The sequence below is a fragment of the Flavobacterium sp. UBA2787 genome, assembly GCA_002352205.1.
Lineage (GTDB): Bacteria > Bacteroidota > Bacteroidia > Flavobacteriales > Flavobacteriaceae > Flavobacterium.
In genome coordinates, this window is the sequence record DEHZ01000015.1 from 83,373 (window position 1) to 105,280 (window position 21,908).

14 protein-coding genes are annotated in these 21,908 nt (G+C 34.6%); 11 read left to right on the top strand and 3 right to left on the bottom strand.

Annotated features, from left to right (window positions below; genetic code table 11):
* Window positions 1–406 precede the first annotated feature (406 nt).
* Window positions 407–1,012, bottom strand: a complete 606-nt coding sequence (locus B4N66_RS13575; RefSeq protein ID WP_291095382.1) for a superoxide dismutase — start codon at window positions 1,010–1,012, stop codon at window positions 407–409.
* A 106-nt stretch (window positions 1,013–1,118) separates the two neighbouring features.
* Here B4N66_RS13575 and B4N66_RS13580 point away from each other — a divergent pair, with 106 nt between their 5' ends.
* The 4 genes from B4N66_RS13580 to B4N66_RS13595 all read left to right on the top strand — a co-directional run bounded on the left by B4N66_RS13580 (window position 1,119) and on the right by B4N66_RS13595 (window position 9,785).
* A complete protein-coding gene (locus tag B4N66_RS13580) occupies window positions 1,119–4,271 on the top strand; it encodes a UvrD-helicase domain-containing protein (RefSeq protein ID WP_291095384.1) in 3,153 nt (1,050 codons plus the stop codon).
* 13 nt (window positions 4,272–4,284) lie between these two features.
* Window positions 4,285–5,478, top strand: coding sequence for a glycine C-acetyltransferase (kbl, locus tag B4N66_RS13585; RefSeq protein WP_291095385.1), 1,194 nt, complete (start codon window positions 4,285–4,287; stop codon window positions 5,476–5,478).
* Between the two features lie 99 nt (window positions 5,479–5,577).
* Window positions 5,578–6,969: an OmpA family protein gene (locus B4N66_RS13590; RefSeq protein ID WP_291095386.1), complete on the top strand. Its 1,392-nt coding sequence runs from the start codon at window positions 5,578–5,580 to the stop codon at window positions 6,967–6,969.
* Window positions 6,970–7,031: 62 nt separating this feature from the next.
* Entirely contained in the window at window positions 7,032–9,785 is a 2,754-nt protein-coding gene (locus B4N66_RS13595) for a PD-(D/E)XK nuclease family protein (protein ID WP_291095388.1), read from the top strand.
* Window positions 9,786–9,792: 7 nt separating this feature from the next.
* Here the strand turns inward: B4N66_RS13595 and B4N66_RS13600 are convergent, their stop codons facing one another.
* Entirely contained in the window at window positions 9,793–10,587 is a 795-nt protein-coding gene (locus B4N66_RS13600; RefSeq protein ID WP_291095389.1) for an alpha/beta fold hydrolase, read from the bottom strand.
* Between the two features lie 79 nt (window positions 10,588–10,666).
* Between B4N66_RS13600 and B4N66_RS13605 the strand changes: the two genes are divergently transcribed.
* Window positions 10,667–11,884, top strand: coding sequence for an AbiH family protein (locus tag B4N66_RS13605; protein WP_291095390.1), 1,218 nt, complete (start codon window positions 10,667–10,669; stop codon window positions 11,882–11,884).
* Between the two features lie 155 nt (window positions 11,885–12,039).
* On the opposite strand, the gene B4N66_RS13610 is transcribed toward B4N66_RS13605, so the two are convergent.
* Window positions 12,040–13,332, bottom strand: coding sequence for an aminopeptidase P family protein (locus B4N66_RS13610; RefSeq protein ID WP_291095392.1), 1,293 nt, complete (start codon window positions 13,330–13,332; stop codon window positions 12,040–12,042).
* Window positions 13,333–13,457: 125 nt separating this feature from the next.
* On the opposite strand from B4N66_RS13610, the gene B4N66_RS13615 reads away from it, so the two are divergent.
* The 6 genes from B4N66_RS13615 to B4N66_RS13640 all read left to right on the top strand — a co-directional run bounded on the left by B4N66_RS13615 (window position 13,458) and on the right by B4N66_RS13640 (window position 21,885).
* Window positions 13,458–16,283, top strand: a complete 2,826-nt coding sequence (locus tag B4N66_RS13615) for a WD40/YVTN/BNR-like repeat-containing protein (RefSeq protein WP_291095394.1) — start codon at window positions 13,458–13,460, stop codon at window positions 16,281–16,283.
* Window positions 16,261–17,145, top strand: coding sequence for a ChaN family lipoprotein (locus B4N66_RS13620; RefSeq protein WP_291095396.1), 885 nt, complete (start codon window positions 16,261–16,263; stop codon window positions 17,143–17,145). Before B4N66_RS13615 ends, B4N66_RS13620 begins: the two co-directional genes overlap by 23 nt.
* Before the next feature lies 1 nt (window position 17,146).
* Entirely contained in the window at window positions 17,147–18,028 is an 882-nt protein-coding gene (locus tag B4N66_RS13625; RefSeq protein WP_291095398.1) for a hypothetical protein, read from the top strand.
* Window positions 18,029–18,194: 166 nt separating this feature from the next.
* On the top strand, window positions 18,195–19,091 hold the full coding sequence (locus B4N66_RS13630; protein WP_291095400.1) for a succinate dehydrogenase cytochrome b subunit: 897 nt from the start codon (window positions 18,195–18,197) through the stop codon (window positions 19,089–19,091).
* A 19-nt stretch (window positions 19,092–19,110) separates the two neighbouring features.
* Window positions 19,111–21,120, top strand: coding sequence for a fumarate reductase/succinate dehydrogenase flavoprotein subunit (locus B4N66_RS13635; RefSeq protein ID WP_291095402.1), 2,010 nt, complete (start codon window positions 19,111–19,113; stop codon window positions 21,118–21,120).
* Window positions 21,121–21,126: 6 nt separating this feature from the next.
* Window positions 21,127–21,885, top strand: a complete 759-nt coding sequence (locus B4N66_RS13640; protein ID WP_291095405.1) for a succinate dehydrogenase/fumarate reductase iron-sulfur subunit — start codon at window positions 21,127–21,129, stop codon at window positions 21,883–21,885.
* Window positions 21,886–21,908: the final 23 nt, after the last annotated feature.

Consider the following 21,908-nt stretch of genomic DNA (forward strand, 5'->3'; position numbering starts at 1 on the left):
GATTTTTGATGCATTTCATCTAATTTATTTGTTAACAAATTAGTGTTAATATACATTTGTTTCACCATAGCATTAGTAGGTTAAGTTTATGGTAGATTTGGGGCAAAAAGGGTACGCTATGCGTACCTTTTTTATTTTATAGAAGTTTGGAATACACTTAAAAACAATCAAAAAACCCATATAATTATACAATACACCCTTTAATCCCTAAATGTTAAAATTTATTTTACCATACAATAGTTTCTTACTAAAAACCGTTGTACATTTGTAATTACCATAGTACGCACGGTTAAGTTTATGGTAGATTTGGGGCAAAAGGGTGGAAGAAATTCCACCTTTTTATTTTACACAAAAAAAGCGACACTCGTTAGAATGTCGCTTTTTTTGATATAAAATGGATATGGGATTATTTTTCTATCGCAAATCTTCTTGAAACTTCTGCCCAGTTAATCACGTTAAAGAAAGCTTCAATGTAATCAGGTCTTCTGTTTTGATAATTTAAATAATAGGCATGTTCCCATACATCCATAGCAAGAATTGGTGTTCCGCCACAGCCAACACCCGGCATTAACGGATTGTCTTGATTAGGTGTTCCGCACACTTCTAATTTACCGTCTTTCACACATAAAAAAGCCCAACCTGATCCAAATTGGGTAGCTCCTGCTTTAGAAAATTTAGCTTTAAACTCTGCAAAGGTTCCAAAGTCTCTTTCGATCGCTTCAGCCAATTCTCCTGTTGGTTCTCCGCCTCCGTTTGGAGACATTACTGTCCAAAACAAATTGTGATTATAAAAACCACCACCGTTGTTGCGAACCGCTGCATTGGTTTTATCTAAATTAATTAAAATGTTTTCAATTGTTTTGCCGTCCATATCTGTTCCTTCAATAGCCGCATTTAGGTTATTAGTATAGGCAGCATGGTGCTTAGAATGATGAATTTCCATCGTTCTTGCGTCAATATGTGGCTCTAATGCATCGTATGCATAAGGTAATTTTGGTAGTTCAAATGACATAATTATATTTTTTTGTGTTTAACAATAATGAGCTTCAAATTTAATCAATTAACTTTGGAAAAGGAAATTCTATTTCGTTATTGTTGTATTAATTTAAATTATAGCCTTGAATAAACCCGCTTTTTCAATCTACGATGCGTCTGCCGGTTCCGGTAAAACGTTTACTTTGGTTAAAGAATATTTAAAAATTATTCTCTTATCCAAAAAAGAAGATGCCTATAAAAATATTTTGGCTATTACATTTACCAACAAAGCCGTTGGCGAAATGAAATCGCGAGTAGTTGAAACATTATCGCAATTTGCCACAGACGAACCAAATGCAAAAGGAATGGCGGTCATGAATGCAATTGTTTCAGAAACAGGATTATCCGTTCAGGAAATCAAACAAAAATCGAAATCAATTATTCGAAATATCATCCACAATTATGCCGCTTTTGATATTTCTACGATTGATAAGTTTACACACAAAGTAATCCGAACGTTTGCTCATGATTTGAATTTGCCTTCCACTTTTGAAGTTTCGTTGGAAACAGATAATCTCTTACAAGAAGCCATTGATGCCATTATTGCTCAAGCCGGAAATGATGAAATGTTAACGCGTTTGTTGGTCGATTTTACGTTAGAAAAAACAGACGACGACAAATCATGGGATGTTACGCGAGACATCAAAGAAATTTCGAAATTGTTGACTAATGAAAACAACCGAAACGAAATTGTTCACTTTAAAGACAAGCAAATTCAGGAATTTATTGATTTGAAGAAAAATGTGCTCGAAAAAATCAAATCAATAGAAAAAGAATGTTTGGAAGCCGGGCAAAAAGCAATGCAACTAATACATTCAAATCAGTTGGATGCCAAATCATTTAGTCGTGGAGTTGTTTTTAATTATTTTACAAAAATTGCTCAAGGCGAAATCATCAACAATGCCAAAATTGAAGAGTATTTAGCAGATGGAAATCGCTATTCCAAATCCATTCCTCAATCGCAAAAAGATGCGGTTGATTTAATTTCAGCGGAATTATTTCAATTTTTCAGATTAATACATTCTTCCGTCAAAGAATACATGTTGTATTTGGCTTTTTTGAAAAACATCACACCCTTATCACTTTTAAATCGAGTGAGTCAGGAATTGGATAAAATTCAGGAAGAGCAAAATATTTTATCGATTTCAGAATTCAATGCCATCATTCACAACGAAATTCAAAACCAACCGGCTCCTTTTATTTATGAACGAATGGGCGAACGGTATAAACATTTTTTTATTGACGAATTTCAGGATACATCTCAAATGCAATGGGAAAATTTAATTCCGTTGATTGATAATGCCTTGTCCAGCGAAGATTTGAACCAAGAAAGAGGTTCGTTGATGATTGTGGGCGACCCAAAACAATCTATTTACCGCTGGCGTGGCGGAAAAGCTGAGCAATTTATCGAATTAAGTAAGACTGAAAATCCATTTATAAATCCCGAAAAAAAACTTTTTCATTTAGACACCAACTGGCGAAGTTATAGCCAAATTATCGATTTTAATAATCAGTTTTTTGCCTTTTTGGCCAATAGTTTTGAGCATCCGGATTATAAAGATTTGTATGAAAATCACAGCCGTCAGAAGGAAAACAATAAAAAAGGCGGTTATGTGAAACTGTCTTTCATCCCATCCAAATCAGTATGGGAAGAAGAGATTGAAAAAGATGATTTGTATTTAGAAGCCGTTCTTCAAACTATCGAAGAATTAAAAGCAAAAGGATTTTCATATCGGGATATCGTTATTCTGACCCGAAAAAAAGATCCCGGAGTTAAAATTGCTGCTTTTTTAACCGAAAAAAGTATTCCGATTGTTTCGTCTGAATCGCTATTGTTGCAAAATTCTTCGGATGTAAATCTGATAATTTCTCTGTTGCGATTTTTGAAAAACGGAGCCGATAAAGAATCAAAAGCACATTTTTTATATTATGTTGCAAAAAATCTTCAGCAACAAATGCCAACTCATGATTTTGTGGCAAAAGGAATGGAATTTGACTTGGAAATTGATTTAGAAAACTGGTTAACTTCGTTAGATTTATCTTTTTCGTTTCAACAAATTAGAAAAAAATCGTTATATGAAGCGGTTGAAACTATTATTCGAACATTCATCAAACCCAAAGAATCAAACGCTTACATTCAAGATTTTCTGGATAGAGTTTTAGATAGAGATATTAAAAACCAAAGCGGAATTTCAGATTTTTTAGAATACTGGGATAATAATAGTGCCAAATTTAGCATTCCATCGCCCGAAGGAAACAATGCTATTCGAATTATGACTATTCACAAATCAAAAGGATTGGAATTTCCAGTGGTTATTTTTCCGTTTGCCGAAGAAAGTTATACCAATTCACCCAAAGATAAATTGTGGATTGAACCCGAATCCGATTTAATCGAATTGCCCAAAGTTTTAATTGATAATAATAAAAATGTGCAAGAATTTGGCGATTTGGCAGCTTCGGTTTATCAACAAAAAAAGGAAGAAGAATTGTTAGACAATATCAATATTCTTTACGTAGCACTAACGCGGGCAGAAGAGCAACTTCATATTATTTCGAGTATGAATTTGACTTCTAAAGGAGAAATTGTTTCCAATAATATGTCTACTTTCTTTCTCACTTTCTTGCAAGACAATAATTTATTTGATTCGCAAAGAAAAGTGTATGAATGGGGAAATGCTGAAAAAGTTTCAACAGAAAGTAAAAAAGTTCAAGAGTTAATTCCGATTTCTTTGGTAGAGAAAAATCTCAATCCAAATTCGATTAAAATTGCTCAACGGGAGAGCTTGATGTGGGGAACTCATCAACAAAAAGCAATTGAATATGGCAATGTGATTCACGAAATATTATCTTATATAAAAACCAAAAACGACATTGATTTGGCGGTTACAAAAGCATTGGAAAATGGAATTATTGCTTTGAGCCAAAAGGAAACTGTTACGTCTATTATTACTCAAATTTGTTTGCATCCGGAATTATCCATCTTTTTTGATGAGTCGAATAAAATATTGAATGAGCAGATTATTTTACGAAAGGAAGATAACATCGTAAAACCTGATCGGATTGTCATAAATCAGCAAAATCAAGCAATGATTCTCGATTATAAAACGGGAGATCCGCTCGCTAAACATCATAAACAAGTAGAAGTATACGAAGTTGCTTTGCAAAATATGGGTTTTAAGGTCGTTAAAAAAGCTTTGGTTTATATTGGAGAAACATTGGAAATAGTAACTTTGTAAAAAATAAAACAACATGTACGGTAAAATACAACAACATTTACAGAAAGAATTAGATACAATTCAACAAAACGGATTGTTTAAAAAAGAACGAATTATTACTTCGCCACAAGGAGCAGAAATCACCATTTCTACGGGAGAAAAAGTATTGAATTTCTGTGCGAATAATTATTTAGGACTTTCTTCGCATCCGGAAGTGGTTCAAGCAGCCAAAGATGCATTGGATTCACATGGTTTCGGAATGTCGTCTGTGCGATTTATTTGCGGAACTCAAGATATTCATAAACAATTAGAACAAAAAATAGCAGAATTCTACGGAACAGAAGATACCATTTTATATGCAGCCGCTTTTGATGCCAATGGTGGCGTTTTTGAACCTTTGTTAGGGGAAGAAGATGCAATTATTTCAGATAGTTTGAATCACGCTTCCATTATTGACGGTGTTCGATTGTGTAAAGCTGCCCGTTATCGTTATGAAAACAGTAACATGGCCGATTTAGAGCAACAGCTCATTAAAGCTAATGAAGAAGGAAGACGTTTCAAATTAATTGTAACCGATGGTGTTTTTTCGATGGATGGATTAGTTGCACCATTAGATAAAATTTGTGATTTAGCTGATAAATATGATGCGATGGTAATGGTGGATGAATGTCACGCTGCCGGATTCATTGGTGCAACAGGTAAAGGAACTTTGGAAGCAAAAGGAGTAATGGGCCGTGTAGATATTATTACCGGAACATTAGGAAAAGCTTTAGGCGGAGCTATGGGTGGATATACTACCGCCAAAAAAGAAATTATTGAAATATTGAGACAACGTTCAAGACCGTATTTGTTTTCAAATTCTTTGGCACCATCAATCGTTGGAGCTTCCTTAAAAGTTTTTGAATTGTTGGAAAAAGACACAACCCTTCGTGATAAATTAGAATGGAACACTGATTATTTCAAAAAAGGAATGAAAGAAGCAGGCTTCGATATTATTGATGGAGACTCTGCTATAGTACCGGTAATGCTATATGATGCAAAATTATCACAGCAAATGGCTGATGAATTGTTAAAAAAAGGAGTTTATGTAATTGGTTTCTTTTTTCCGGTTGTACCTAAAGATAAAGCAAGAATTCGAGTGCAACTTTCTGCAGCTCATACACAACAACATCTTGACAAAGCAATCGATGCATTCATTCAAGTGGGTCGGTTATTGAAAGTTATATAGTTTTCTTATTAATATTTTTAACATTAAGTTTTGTAGTTAGCAGAAAACAACTTATTTTTGCATCAATTAACAATGTATTGTAATCAAAACAAATCAAGTATGAAACATCTTAACAAATTAGTTGTCGCTATCTTTATGTTTGCTGGACTAAGTTCGCAGGCTCAGGATAGTAATAACCCATGGGCAATCTCCTTTGGAGCGAATGCCGTAGACGGAGGTAGAGTTAGTGCTGCCGAGAGTGTTAAAAATCAGTTTTCTGAATATTTTAATGCAAAAGATTTCTGGAACATTGTTCCTTCTGTATCTTACTTAACGGTAACAAGACACGTAGGCGACAATTTCTCTTTTGGAGTAACTGGATCTTTTAACAAAATTGACAAGTTTGTAACTGAAAAATCACCAATGAACAATAATGATTATGTAGTTACAGATATCGATGAAATGTATTATGCAGTTGATGGTAGCATCAATTACAGCGTTGGTACTTTCTTCAAATTTATTGAGCCTGTTTTACACATTGGGGGTGGTTACACTTTCTTGGGTGATAACAGTGCTGGTACTGTAAACGGAGGTTTAGGTTTTAACTTTTGGTTCTCTGAAGTAGTTGGTCTTTCTGTAAAATCTACTTACAAACATTCTTTCGAGGATGACAGAACAGTTATGCCTGCTCATTTACAGCATTTTGCAGGTCTTACTTTCAAATTTGGTGGTAAAGATACAGACGGTGATGGAATCTATGACAAAGATGATGCTTGTCCAGATGTATTCGGTTTAAAACAATTCAACGGATGTCCTGATAGAGATGGTGACGGAATCATTGATGGTGATGATGCATGTCCTGATGATTTTGGTTTAGCTGAGTTTCAAGGTTGTCCTGATACTGATGGAGATGGAGTACCTAATAAAGATGATGAGTGTCCAGAAGTAGCTGGTTTAAAATCATTAAAAGGCTGTCCTGATACAGACGGTGACGGAATCGCTGATAAAGACGATGAGTGTCCAAACGAAAAAGGACCAAAAGAAAACAAAGGATGTCCATGGCCAGATAGAGATGGTGACGGAGTTCTTGATAAAGATGACAGATGTCCGGATGTGAAAGGTACTGTTGCAAACAATGGTTGTCCTGAAGTATCAGAAGAAGTTGTTAAACAATTAAACGATTTCGCTAAATCAATCTTATTTGATACTGGTAAATCTACAATCAAACAAGTTTCTTTCGGAACTTTAGCTTCTATCAAAAATGTAATGAATGAATATCCACATTCAAGATTCAGAATTGAAGGACATACAGATAGCACTGGTACAGCTGCAACTAACGAAAGACTTTCTAAAGAAAGAGCTGCTGCTGTTAAAGATTACTTAATCGCTAACGGTGTTGATGCTTCAAGATTAGAGTCAGAAGGATATGGTCCATCTAGACCAGTTGCTGATAACAAAACAGCTGCAGGTAGGGCTCAAAACAGAAGAACAGAAGTTGTTGTTATAAAATAATTTCTTTTTAAATAATTGAAGAAACGCTCCGATTTATCGGGGCGTTTTTTTATTTTTATAACATGAAGCCAATTTCTTTTTTATCGTTACTCGCAAAGCATATCGTTGTCAATTATTCATCTACAATTGAAGAAATAGTTGTTGTACTTCCCAATAAAAGAGCAAAAGTCTTTTTATTAGAAGAATTAAAAAATGAAATTCAACAAAACAGTTTTGCTCCTAAAATAATTAGTATTGAAGATTTTATTCAAGATATTGCCGGAATCCGTTCGGTAGATTCAGTTGAATTGTTATTCGAATTCTATAATGTTTACATCAGTTTAACCGAAAAAGAGCAACAACCTTTTGAACAGTTTTCAAATTGGGGAAAAACATTGTTGCAAGATTTTAATGAAATAGATCGCTACTTACTCGAACCTAATCACGTCTTTTCATATTTAAAAGATATAGAAGCTATTAAACGATGGAATCTTGAACCACAAGACAAAACGAAATTAATTGATAATTATCTTTTGTTTTGGGAAAATATGCCGTTGTATTATGATGCATTCTATAAACACCTACTTTCCAAAGGAATTGGTTATCAAGGTTTAATTTATAGAGAAGCTGTTGAAAATTTAAACCATTTCTCAAATTCCATAAATCATAAAATCATTTTTGCGGGATTCAATGCATTGAATCAAGCCGAAGAAAAAATATTCCAACATTTATTATCTGTTGAAAAAGCTGATGTATTGTGGGATGTAGAAGAAACTTTTCTCAATGATCCCTACCACGATGCCGGTTTGTTTGCCAGAAAAATCAAAAAATCTTGGTCGCATTACAAATCAAATCCGTATGAATGGCTATTCAATGAATTCAAGCAACCCAAGCATATTCAAATCATGGGAACGCCCAAAACCATTGGTCAGGCTAAATTGGTTGGTGAAATTATTGAAACCATTTCATCCGAACAAAAACTTGAAAATATAGCAGTAGTTTTAGGAGAAGAGAACATGTTGATTCCGCTATTGCATTCCTTACCGGAATCAGTTTCGCATCTCAACATCACCATGGGTTATTCGGGGAAAAACAATCCCTCTCAATTGTTGGTTTCCAAGCTTTTTAAAATGCATCAAAATGCATTTAACCGAAGCCAAACAAGCTATGTTTTCTATTATAAGGATGTGTTGGAAGTGCTTCAAAATCCACTCGTAGAACCTTTCGCGAAAGCAAAATCAGTCGTAAAGAAAATAAATGAAAACAATTATACTTTTATAACTCATTCAAAATTACTCGAGTTTTGCGAAACAGAAAATGAATTTTTTACACTTTTATTTCAAAGATGGGAAGCCAATCCTGTTTCAGTTTTAGAAAGAATTTCATCAATTCTACTGCTAATTAGGAGCTATTTGTTAAGTGAAGCAACCAGTGATAAGTTAACCAATAGCTTTGTGTACGCGGTTTTTAAAGTGATTAATAAGCTATCAACTTACTGCGAACAACACAATCATATTAGTTCCATTGAAGGTTTATTTTCGCTTTACAAACAAATTATCGATTTAGCCGAAGTTTCTTTTGAAGGTGAACCATTACAAGGATTACAAATTATGGGTGTTTTAGAAAGCCGTGTGCTCGATTTTGAAACAGTCATCATCACTTCGATGAACGAAGGTGTTTTTCCTGCCGGAAAGTCTCAAAATTCGTTTATTCCGTTGGATGTGAAACGAGAATTGGGGTTGCCCACTTTCAAAGAAAAAGATGCGATTTATACCTATCATTTCTATCATTTGCTGCAAAGAGCTAAAAACGTTTATCTGCTTTATAACACTGAATCGGAAGGAATTGATGCCGGCGAAAAAAGCCGTTTTATCACGCAATTAGAAGTGGAAAAACAACCCAATCATGCTCTTTCACACCAAATTTATAATGCCTTTTTACCGGAAAAAGCTAGAGAACTCATTCAAGTGGAAAAATCTGATTTGGTGATGGAACGACTGAAAGAAATGGCTGAAAACGGATTTTCACCATCAACCTTAACAACGTATATCCGCAACCCCATTCAGTTTTATTTTCAACGAATTTTACGAATCTCCGAAGTGGATGAGGTGGAAGAAAATATTGCCGTCAACACACTCGGAACTATTATTCACGGTGCTTTGGAAGAATTGTATAAACCTTATTTGAATTCATATTTAAGTGTTTCTACCATTGAAAGTATGCTTCAATTGGCCAATGAAGAAGTTTTAAAACAGTTCAAATACGTTTACAAAGAAGGCGAAATTACCAAAGGTAAAAATCTACTCGCTTTTGAAGTAGCCAAGCGAAATGTCTTTAATTTTCTTCAACTTGAAAAGCGTCTGCTCGAACAAGGAGATGCAGTTAAAGTACTGTTTTTAGAGCAAAATTTCGAACAAATGTTGACTGATGAGCGTTTACCTTTTCCTATCAAAATAAAAGGAAATGTGGACAGAATTGAACTCAGAAACGGAAAAATTCGCATCATCGACTACAAAACCGGCAAAGTAGAACAAAACGGATTGGCCATTCAACAATGGCAAGGTTTAACCGAAGACATAAAATACGACAAAATCATTCAATTGTTGTGTTATGCGTTTATGGTTCAATCAGAATTTCCAAATACAGAATTGGAAGTCGGTATCATTTCCTTCAAAAATTTAAAAGCAGGTTTTATGCCTTTTCAAATTAAAGAAGGTCGAGAATTGGTGAGTGATTTGGTAGATGATTCTGTTTTGAATGATTTTAAAACCGAATTAATTGTGTTGTTAAATGAAATTTTGAATGTTGAATTTCCTTTTGAGGAGAAAATTTTGTAGCATGAAATTATATTTTTTTCAAAAAGTTAACCAAAACCGTTTTCAATTCCGCTTCATTTTCAATGTGACTCATGTGTCCATCCGGAAAGGAAACTAATTCTACTTTGGTATTTTCAATTTGTTCCAAATTGTCTTCGTAGTTCAAAACACCATCTTTTTTACCTAAAATTAATAGAATAGGATAAGGCGAAAAATGCAATAAAACCTCTCTGTCATTCCGAATTTTCATACCTTCTAAAGCGGCGACAATGCCTTGAAGTGGTGTTTTTAAAGCTTCGTTGCGAACTTCTTCTATTTTATCGGCTAAACGTTCACGATTGTCTTCGCTAAACAAATTGGCAATACTCATCCGAACAAAAGCGGTATAATTTTGTTTCACAGCCAAAATGGCTCGATCACGATTTATTTTACGTTCTTCACTATCGGCACGAGAGGTCGAATTAAGTAAAGCCAATCCTTTTACATTATCCGGATACAATTCGGCGAAAGCCAACGCGACATAACCACCCATTGAATGCCCAATAAATACTGCTTTTCTAATTTTGAGTTCGTGCAAAATGTGATGAACCATATCCGCCTGATCTTCCATCGTGTGAATGTAACCTAAACATTCAGTGCCTCCGTGACCTAATAAATCAATGGCAATCACGCGATTTTTCTTTGAAAATTCATCCACATAAGCATTCCACATCGAAAGGTTTTCTAAAAAGCCGTGTAATAACACAACAGACGTTCCTTTTCCAATGTCGGTATAGTTGATTCTGGTGTTTTTGTAGAGGATGGATTTGGTTTCAGGTTTCAAGTTTAATGTTAAAAAGTTACGCGTACAAAGTAAATTATTACCAAACTAAAATCCTATTTTTGAGAAAAGGAATTTAGTAATGAGTAAAATATTAATTACAGGAAACGGTTTTGATTTATTTCATGGATTACCCACCAAATATGGTCATTTTATGGCTATAATGGAAACTATTGAACAGTATGGTTTTAAAGAAAAAATTTCTTTTGAAGATTTGTTTGAAAGACATTTCAAAGAAAAATTCCCTAACGATTATGAATCAATAAAAGAAAAATATAAAACTGAAAACATTCATTTTGAGAAAGAAAAAATCAATGAATTAGCTAAAATTTTATCTTCAAATTCTTGGTATAAGCATTTTAAAAATGTAAATGATATTGAGACGTGGATAGATTTTGAGATTGAGATTGAAAATGTTCTTAAACAATTAAATTTATTATTTGATTTATATAAAAACAATGATAAAAGGCTAAGTAATTATAATATTTATAATCCCATTAAAACTGGTATTTATTTAGATATTAAAATTTTAGGGATATCTAAAAAGAACTCAGATACTAATTACATAAGTTTAGATGAAAAGTTTTTGAATAAAAGAACAGACAAAATAGACCAATCCAAATTAATTAAGGATTTATTGTTGTCATTTAACGAATTTAAGTTTCTATTTAATAAGTATATTTTAAGTATTGTTGATGTTTTTATGAATAATTTTAAGAATAAATTTGGTTTACAAATGAATTCAATTGATGAATTTTATTCTTTTAATTACACATCTACTTTGGAAAATGAATATAAAGTTGAAAATTCTAAGGTTATTTATTTACACGGAAAATCAGAAGATAGTAATGATTTACAAAATATTGTTTTAGGCATAAGTGAAGTGCCTGCAGGTATTGTAAACTCTGAAGTTTTTGGTTTTACAAAATATTATCAAAAGTTTAGAAAGAATAACAATAAGAAGTTTATCAAAATACCTGAAGAAAATAATAATTTTGAAGAAACTATTTTTTATGTAATTGGACATTCTTTGGATGAATCGGATAAAGAATATATTTACAAATTATTTGAATATTTGAAAACAGATAGTAATAAACATTCTAAAATTTGTGTTTTCTATTTTAATGATGATGATTATGATAAAAAATTAAATAATCTATTTAAAATAATAGAGAAAGAAATCATAATGGAGATGAATGCAAATTCAAGACTTTATTTTGTGAAATTAAATCAAGAAAATATTAACCTTGAATTTAATAGAAAATTAAAGAGGATGAGAAAGATAATAGATACGAGGTAGAGGTCTTTTATAAGCTATATTCTTATCATGGTCTTAAATAAATTTGATAATAATATTTTAAAACTTCTCCATTAGTTGAATAACAATTTTTCATAAAAAAACGACCCACATTCCTGCAAGTCGTCTATTTTCTATACTCTATTTTCTATATTCTTTTAACTATTCATCAAAGATTCAATTTCTTCAATCTCAATCGGAATATTCCGCATCAAATTAAACGGCTCACCGCTTTTTTGAATCACCACATCATCTTCCAAACGAATACCAAAACCTTCTTTTGGGATATAAATGCCGGGTTCAACTGTAAAAACCATATTGGCTTGCATTGGTTCGTGCAACAATCCGTAATCGTGCGTGTCTAATCCCAAATGGTGTGATGTTCCGTGCATAAAATATTTTTTATAAGCCGGCCATTCCGGGTTTTCATTTTGCACATCGGCTTTGTCTAAAAGACCTAAGCCTAACAATTCTGATGTCATGATTTTACCCACTTCAATATGATATTCTTTCCATAAAGTTCCGGGAACTAATAATTTCGTAGCTTCATTTTTCACATTCAAAACCGCATTATAAACTGCTTTTTGACGATCACTGAATTTCCCTGAAACCGGAATCGTTCGCGTCATATCACTTGAATAATTGGCATACTCAGCACCTACATCCAACAAAATCAAATCACCGGCTTTACATTGCTGATTGTTTTCAATATAATGTAAAACATTCGCATTATTGCCAGAGGCAATAATTGGCGTGTAGGCAAATCCTTTCGAACGATTTCGGATGAATTCGTGAGCAAATTCAGCTTCAATTTCATATTCCATTACATTCGGCTTTACGAAAGATAGTACTCTGCGGAAACCTTTTTCAGTCAAATCACACGCTTTTTGCAATAAATCAATTTCTTCACTTTCTTTCACCGAACGCAAACGCTGCAAAATCGGATTGCTTTTTTCTACTTTATGAGCCGGATAATTTTCTTTCCACCATTTTGTAAAACGAGCTTCACGGGTTTCCGTTTCAATCGAAGCACGATAATGTTCGTTGGTGTTGATGTACATCGTATCGGCATACGCCATCACCTCTTTCAAAATCTTATGAAAATCACTCAACCAATACACCGTTTTGATGCCTGAAACTTCAAAAGCACGGTCTTTAGTAAGCTTTTCGCCTTCCCAAACCGCAATATGTTCGTTGGTTTCTCGCAGAAATAAAATTTCTTTCAAATTAGAATACGGAGCATGGGGAAATAAAAGCAAAATACTTTCTTCCTGATCAACGCCCGACAAATAGAGAATGTCACGGTGTTGTGCAAACGGCAAAGTCGTATCGGCACTCACCGGATAAATATCATTAGAATTAAAAACCGCCACACTGTTTGGCTTCATTTGAGCAACAAATTTTGCTCGGTTTTTTATGTATAAATTGCGATCAATCGGATGGTATTTCATAATGGGAAAATGTAAATTGTGTAAAAATCAAAATTAGTAAGAATACAACGATTTGCTGTTAATTCAACGATAAAATTTTGTCAACAGCGGAGTTATGCCTAATTTTCCGTACTAAATTTATTCAAATGAAGAAAGAACGTGTCGGTTTGGTTTGGCTTCTCTTTTTTGTTTCCTTTTCTTGGGCACAAAATATCTCAGTTTCAAATGAAAATTCTCTCGTAAAAAACATTGCTTTTCAAAGTGTTGGACCAACCATCATGAGTGGAAGGGTGGTGGATATAGATGTAAATCCCGATAACCCAATCGAATTTTATGTGGCATACGCTTCGGGTGGACTCTGGTATTCCAACAACAACGGAATGAGTTTTACCCCAGTCATGGATTCGTCACCAACTCAAAACATTGGCGAAATTGCCGTAGATTGGAAAGCCGGAACAATTTGGGTGGGAACTGGCGAACACAATGCTTCCCGTTCTTCGTATGCCGGAATCGGAATTTTAAAATCTTCTGATAAAGGAAAAACTTGGCAAAATATGGGTTTAACCGACAGTCATCACATTGGAAAAATCGAAATTAATCCGAATAATTCCAATGAAATAGTAGTTGGGGCGACCGGACATTTGTATTCAAAAAACACTGAAAGAGGAATTTACAAATCAACTGATGGCGGAAATTCATGGAAACAAACATTGTATATTGATGATGAAACCGGAATTATTGATATTTCAGTTTCGCCAAAAAATTTCAATATTCAATATGCTGCAGCTTGGAAAAAAGACCGAAAAGCATGGAATTTTTTAGGAAACGGCTTTACTTCCGGAATTTATAAAAGTGAAGATGGTGGAAATTCTTGGAAACTGATTTCAACGTTAGAAAGTGGTTTCCCTACCGGAGATGGTGTGGGCAGAATTGGTTTGGCTACGTTTGATGATGCAACGATTTATGCTTTGTTAGACAATCAAAATCATAGACCGAAGGAAGCTTCAAAAAACACTACTTTGCCAACCATGTTTAGCGTTCCGGGCGATGTTTTTATGCAAATTCCTGATAAAGAAGTTAATTCGTATTTAAAAAAACGTGGTCATACCGAAAAATACCGAGCTCAAAATTTAAAAAATTTAGTTAAGGATGGTTCGATGAAACCTGAAGAAGTCAAATCACTCATTTTAGATGCCAATGCCACTCTTTTTGAAACCGAAGTGATTGGAGCAGAAGTCTATAAATCAACCGATGGCGGAAAAAATTGGAAAAAAACACATACCGATTTTATTGATGATTTTTATTATTCGTATGGCTATTATTTTGGTAGAATTGCAGTAGATCCAAATAATTCTGATAAAATTTACCTTTCCGGAGTTCCGGTTTTAAAATCAGATGATGGCGGAAAATCCTTTGTTTCCATCAATCGTGAAAATGTGCACGTGGATCATCATATTGTATTGGTGAATCCCAAAAAACCAGGTCATTTAATCAACGGAAATGATGGAGGATTAAATATTTCGTATGATGATGGAGCCAATTGGATCAAATGTAATCCGCACGGAGTGAGTCAGTTTTATTCTGTGAATGTAGATTATCAAAAACCATATAATATTTATGGCGGGATGCAAGATAACGGCGTTTGGGTTGGTCCGAGTAATTATAAATATAATGTAGAATGGCATCAAGAAGGAAAATATCCGTTTGAAAGTTTAATGGGAGGCGATGGCATGCAAACACAAATCGACAGAAGAAATCCTGACATTGTTTTTACCGGTTTTCAGTTTGGGAATTATTATCGAATTGACCGAAGTAAAAAGGAAACCAAATACATTTCGCCTAAAGCAAAAAAAGACGAAAAACCACTGCGATTCAACTGGCAAACTCCAATTTTGTTGTCTTCGCATAACCAAGATATTTTGTATATGGGTTCGCAATATTTGCACCGTTCTTTCGATCAGGGCGAAACGTGGACACCAATTTCCTCCGATTTAACACAAGGAGGAAAGGAGGGAAATGTTGCCTATGGAACGCTCACCACCATTAGCGAAAGCAAACAACAATTCGGCGTAATTTATGTGGGAAGTGATGATGGTTTAATGCATATTACGAAAGACGGTGGTGTAAATTGGCGGAACATTTCAACTGCTTTTCCAAAAGATTTGTGGGTTTCGAGAGTCGTGGCTTCTACACATAAAAACGAAAGAGTTTATATCACTTTGAACGGTTATCGTTGGGACGATTTTAAATCTTATGTGTATGTATCGGATGATTACGGACAAACGTGGAATTCCATTGCTCCAAAATTTGAAACACTTTCTGTGAATGTTTTAGTTGAAGATAATGTAAATCCGAATATTTTGTATTTAGGTTCGGATAATGGGGTTTATATTTCGTTCGATCAAGGTAAAAACTGGCAAGTTTTCAATAATGGATTACCTCCGGTTGCTGTGCACGACATGGTAATTCAAACGGAAGCTCGTGATTTGGTGGTTGGAACGCATGGAAGATCGATTTATAAGGTGAATTTAAAATCAATTCAACAGTTGAATGAGGAAACTTTAGCAGCTGATTTAAAGTTATTTTCAGTGGATAATGTTGCTCATTCCAATTTTTGGGGAAGCACTTGGAGCAAATGGTTGCCTGCCAATGAACCAAAAATCGATGTAGATTATTACGTAAAAAATCAAGGCGAAGTAACCCTTCAAGTCATTCACGAAAACGGAATTGTTGTATTCGAAGAAAAACAAACCGCTTCAACCGGAATAAATCAATGGAACTACGACGTTGAAATTTCAAAAACCGGAATCGAAAAATGGAAGAAAAAAGATAAAAAAGTTACTTTAACCGAATCAAAAAACGGAAAAACGTATTTAATTCCCGGAAAATATCAAATCAAAATCACCCAAGGAAAAATTTCACAATCCACTCCTTTTGAAATCATAAAAAATGAAAGAAATAAAAAAGAATAAATTTTTAAACAAGTTTATGTTAGTGAGGTTTTTATTGCTATTAATATCAACATCTTCATTTACCCAAAACAAATCGCCCTACCAAGTTTTCGATAAAAATGGCAAAAAATCATCCTATGAAAAAATTCTAAAAGCAGCCGAAAAATCAGAACTTGTTTTGTTTGGTGAACACCATGATAATTCAATCGTACATTGGTTGCAATTGGAATTGACAAAAGATTTATCCGAAAAAAAATCATTGATTTTAGGTGCAGAAATGATTGAAGCCGATAATCAAAAGCAATTAAATCAATATTTGAATGACGAAATCGATCAAAAAAAGTTTGATACTACGGCTCGTTTGTGGAATAATTACAAAACCGATTATAAACCTCTGGTTGATTTTGCAAAAGCGAAAAAATTCCCTTTTATCGCTACAAATATTCCCCGTCGATATGCCAGTATCGTTTTTAAAAAGGATTTTGACGGTTTAAATGATTTATCTGATGAGGAAAGAAGTTGGATTGCTCCGTTACCAATTCCATTTGATATTAATTTGCCCGGTTATCAAAAAATGTTGGAAATGATGGGAGGACATGCCGGAGAAAAAATGCCAAAGGCACAAGCTATTAAAGATGCAACCATGGCTCATTTTATTGTTCAAAACCTAAAAAACGGCACTGTTTTTGTGCATTATAATGGAACATATCACAGTGATTTTTTTGAAGGAATCAATTGGTATGTAGATCAATACCGTAAAAACACCAAGATTGTTACGATTGCTACAGTTGAACAAAAAGAGTTAACTAAATTAGAACAAGAACATTACAATAAAGCAGACTTTATTCTCGTTATAGATGAAGATGTGACCAAAACCTACTAATATGACCAAACTGATTAAATTGACTTCTGTAATTTTTCTCTTAGCGATAAGTTACGGATTTTTCTCTTGTAGTTCTGAAGACGGAGCTGCCGAACCAGCTAATTTAATCATCAAAATTAAGTTTGATCCAACCCAAATCAGACTGAATAATTTAGGACAACCTTCTGTAATACCCAATGGAAATGCCGCTCAAACACCTGATATGAAAAACATTAGTGCTCATTATTTAGAATTAGCACCGTCCGCAACCACTTTACTGGGTCAAGGAAAAGTACTTTATCATGCTCCTGAAACTGATTTAGGCGGAGCGATGGCGATTGATTTCAGTCAGGCAAAAATTGTAGGTCAAAATGAAGTTTTTCTCACTATTCCTATCACAGCACAAATGGCCGGATCATACGAGTGGGTTAGACTTTCATTGTCTTACCAAAGTGGAAAAATACAGGTTTTTAGTCAAGGAACAACTTATACAGGTACTTTAGATAGTTTTTTAGGCTACAATACATACATTGGTTCACATAGTATTGGCAATAATGTTTTTCCTGTAAACGCAAATAGATTGCAAGGTTATTGGGCTTTTGCATTAGATTCATTCCCTTATATGACTTCCGGACAAGCTCCTCCTGGGGCAACGACTGTGCCAAACCCATTGTTTCAAACATCACCTGTTCCACAGGGTTCTTGTGTAGTAACCGGAAAATTTGAAAATAATTTGACGTTGGTTGGAAATGAAACTTCAGATGTGGTTGTAACATTATCCCTTTCTATAAACAATAGTTTTGAATGGACAGAAGTAAACAATGATGGAAAATATGAGCCTTCAGCTGGCGAAAATGTTGTGGACATGGGTTTAAGAGGTATGATTCCAAGTTTTGTTAGGTAAAATTGTTTAATGTTTTAAGGGAACAGTATCCTTTAACTGGGTGTCATTTCTAAACACTTGTTAATCCTTCTTTAAAATCACTTTAAATTATAACGAAAAGGTTGTAGTTATTGTCAAATAGCTGTAAATTTGTGTGAAATTTTTAAAAATTTATTTACACAACATTATGGCAAAATCTGCACTTTTAAAGTCATCCATCGGAAAAAAATACTGGATGGCTCTTACGGGTTTATTTTTATGCTTGTTTTTAGTAGGTCATTTAGCGGGTAATTTACAATTACTTATGCCAAATAGTCAATTGCAATTTAACCAATATGCATTGTTTATGACTTCTAATCCGGCCGTAAAAATTCTTTCTTATCTCACTTACATTTCAATTTTATTCCATGCTGTTGATGGAATTCTTTTGGCGATTCAAAACAAAAAAGCACGACCGATTGGTTATGCAAAATCAAATCCATCTGCAAATAGTAGTTTCGCTTCAAGAAACATGGCGGTTTTGGGGACATTGGTATTAGTATTTATTGCCACACACATGATTAATTTTTGGGCAAAGATGCATTTTGATAAAAATATGCCTTTAATGACTCAAACAATTGAGCCTTCACCAGGAATGAAGAGTGAGTATTATGTGGGAAGAGCAGTTGGTCAATATTATCAAGTTGATCAAGTTAAATTGCCAGGTGAAAAAGAACCGGAAGCCGGTTTACCTCCAAAACAATTAGAAGTTAAAAACGGAACAGACTTATACAACGTACAAGCGAACGTGAAAGTTGGGGAATTATACAAAGATTTACATAAAATTACCTTCGATTTTTTCAAAAGTAAAAACAAATTGTTTGGAGTCATTCCGAATGAAGGTTTGTTTTTTACCATTTTTTATGTCTTATCGATGTTAGTGTTAGCTTTTCACTTATGGCACGGTTTCCAAAGTGCATTTCAATCGTTAGGATTAAATAGTCCAAAATGGACACCAATCATCAAATTCGCAGGAAGGGCTTTTGCGGTAATTGTACCGTTATTATTTGCCATTATCCCGCTGTTTATTCATTTTAGTAAATAATCAACATCAGAAATATATTATGAAGTTAGATTCAAAAATACCGGAAGGTCCAGTTGCTCAAAAGTGGACAAACCACAAAAATCATCTAAAATTAGTTGCACCAAATAACCGTCCAAAAATTGATATTATTGTCGTTGGAACAGGTTTAGCAGGAGCTTCTGCTGCTGCTTCTTTTGGAGAAATGGGTTACAATGTAAGTGCTTTTTGTTTTCAAGATTCACCAAGAAGAGCTCACTCGATTGCAGCTCAAGGAGGAATTAACGCTGCTAAAAATTATCAAAATGATGGTGATAGTGTTTACCGACTTTTTTATGATACGATAAAAGGTGGTGATTACCGTGCTCGTGAAGCAAACGTGCATCGTTTAGCCGAAGTTTCAGGAAGCATCATCGACCAATGTGTTGCTCAAGGTGTTCCTTTTGCTCGTGAATATGGCGGAATGTTAGACAACCGTTCCTTCGGGGGAACACAAGTGCAACGTACGTTTTATGCTGCAGGTCAAACAGGACAACAATTATTATTAGGAGCTTATTCGGCATTATCAAGACAAATCGGATTAGGTCGTGTAAAAATGTACAACCGTCATGAAATGTTAGAATTGGTAAAAGTTGACGGAAAAGCTCGCGGAATTATTGCCCGAAACCTAATCACCGGAGAATTAGAAAGACATTCAGCTCACGCTGTAATTATAGCATCAGGAGGTTACGGAAATGTTTATTTCCTTTCAACCAATGCCATGGGAAGTAACGTAACTGCCGGTTGGAAAATCCACAAACAAGGAGCGTTATTCGCCAATCCATGTTTTGTGCAAATTCACCCAACTTGTATTCCGGTTCATGGAACAAATCAATCCAAATTAACGTTGATGTCAGAATCATTGCGTAATTCAGGTCGAATTTGGGTTCCAAAAAAGAAAGAAGATGCCGAAGCAATTCGTTCAGGAAATTTAAAACCAACGCAAATTGCCGAAGAAAATAGAGATTATTTCCTTGAAAGAAGATATCCTGCTTTTGGAAACTTAGTTCCTCGTGACGTAGCTTCCAGAGCCGCCAAAGAACGTTGCGATGCCGGTTTCGGAATTGAAGCCAATGATACTAACGAAGGAGTTTACTTGGATTTCTCTACAGAAATTAAAAACAAAGGAAAACAAGCCGCTTATGCTCAAGGAAATCATAATCCATCCGAAGAAGAAATCATCAAATTAGGTAAAAAATGGTTGGAAGAAAAGTACGGAAACTTATTCACGATGTACCAAAAAATTACCGACGAAAATCCGTATGAAACACCAATGAAAATCTATCCAGCTGTTCATTACACAATGGGTGGTGTTTGGGTTGATTATAATTTGATGTCAACCATTCCGGGTTGTTTTGTGGCGGGAGAAGCGAATTTCTCTGATCACGGAGCAAACAGATTAGGTGCTTCCGCTTTAATGCAAGGTTTGGCCGATGGTTATTTCGTTTTACCTTATACAGTTTCAAATTATTTAGCTGATGAAATCAGAACCGGAAAAATTTCGACTGATTTACCTGAATTTGCCGAAGCTGAAAACAATGTTAAAAAATTAATCGATAAATTTTTAAATAACAATGGTTCCAAAACAGTTGACCATTTCCACAAACGTTTAGGTTTAATTATGTGGAATAAAGTGGGTATGGGAAGAAACGAACAAGGGTTAAAACAAGCCATTTCTGAAATTGCTCAACTTAAAGAAGAATTCTACAGCGATGTTTTTGTTCCGGGAACTTCAGACGAATTAAATCCAGAACTAGAAAAAGCTCTACGTGTAGCCGATTTTATCGAACTCGGACAATTAATGGCGATGGATGCATTGCAACGAAACGAATCTTGCGGAGGTCACTTCCGAGAAGAATATCAAGATGCCGAAGGTGAAACATTGCGTGACGATGAAAACTTCAAATTTGTGGGTGCTTGGGAATACAAAGGTTCCGATATTTCAAAATCAGAACTACACAAAGAAGAATTGAAATACGAAGAAATCAAAATTGCAGCTAGAAATTATAAATAAGATACTATGAGTGCAGCAAAAAATATAAATATTACCCTTAAAATTTGGCGTCAAAAAAATGCTAAAACTAAAGGTGGAATCGAAACATATAAACTAGATAATGTTTCCACAGCGAGTTCGTTTTTAGAAATGTTAGACCAATTAAACGAGCAATTAGTTAACGACAGAAAAGAACCTGTTGCGTTCGACCACGATTGTCGCGAAGGAATCTGCGGAAGCTGTTCGTTATACATCAACGGGCGTGCTCACGGACCAGATACCGGTATCACAACTTGTCAGTTACATATGCGAATGTTCAACGACGGCGACACTATATTTGTTGAACCATGGAGAAGCAAAGCTTTCCCGGTAATCAAAGATTTAGTGGTTGACAGAACAGCTTTCGACCGAATTCAACAAGCCGGTGGTTTCGTATCGGTAAATACTTCCGGAAGAACTATCGATGCCAATTCGCTTCCTGTTCCTAAAGACGACGCAGACAAAGCCTTCATGGCAGCAGCTTGCATTGGTTGCGGAGCGTGTGTTGCGTCTTGCAAAAACGGTTCGGCGATGTTGTTCGTTGGAGCAAAAGTGTCGCAATACGCCCTTTTACCACAAGGAAAAGTAGAAGCAACAGAACGCGTTCTAAACATGGTGCGTCAAATGGACGAAGAAGGTTTCGGAAACTGTACCAACACCGGTGCCTGCGAAATCGAATGTCCAAAAGGCATTTCCTTAGAAAATATCGCTCGTATGAACCGCGAATATTTAAAAGCGAGTTTATAATTTTAGTAAAAAATAGCAATTGT

Coding starts and splice junctions, on each gene's coding strand:
- B4N66_RS13625 (WP_291095398.1), top strand. CDS start 17,147: ATGACCAAACTGATTAAATTGACTTCTGTAATTTTTCTCTTAGCGATA.
- kbl (WP_291095385.1), top strand. CDS start 4,285: ATGTACGGTAAAATACAACAACATTTACAGAAAGAATTAGATACAATT.
- B4N66_RS13575 (WP_291095382.1), bottom strand. CDS start 1,012: ATGTCATTTGAACTACCAAAATTACCTTATGCATACGATGCATTAGAG.
- B4N66_RS13610 (WP_291095392.1), bottom strand. CDS start 13,332: ATGAAATACCATCCGATTGATCGCAATTTATACATAAAAAACCGAGCA.
- B4N66_RS13605 (WP_291095390.1), top strand. CDS start 10,667: ATGAGTAAAATATTAATTACAGGAAACGGTTTTGATTTATTTCATGGA.
- B4N66_RS13630 (WP_291095400.1), top strand. CDS start 18,195: ATGGCAAAATCTGCACTTTTAAAGTCATCCATCGGAAAAAAATACTGG.
- B4N66_RS13635 (WP_291095402.1), top strand. CDS start 19,111: ATGAAGTTAGATTCAAAAATACCGGAAGGTCCAGTTGCTCAAAAGTGG.
- B4N66_RS13590 (WP_291095386.1), top strand. CDS start 5,578: ATGAAACATCTTAACAAATTAGTTGTCGCTATCTTTATGTTTGCTGGA.
- B4N66_RS13595 (WP_291095388.1), top strand. CDS start 7,032: ATGAAGCCAATTTCTTTTTTATCGTTACTCGCAAAGCATATCGTTGTC.
- B4N66_RS13615 (WP_291095394.1), top strand. CDS start 13,458: ATGAAGAAAGAACGTGTCGGTTTGGTTTGGCTTCTCTTTTTTGTTTCC.
- B4N66_RS13640 (WP_291095405.1), top strand. CDS start 21,127: ATGAGTGCAGCAAAAAATATAAATATTACCCTTAAAATTTGGCGTCAA.
- B4N66_RS13620 (WP_291095396.1), top strand. CDS start 16,261: ATGAAAGAAATAAAAAAGAATAAATTTTTAAACAAGTTTATGTTAGTG.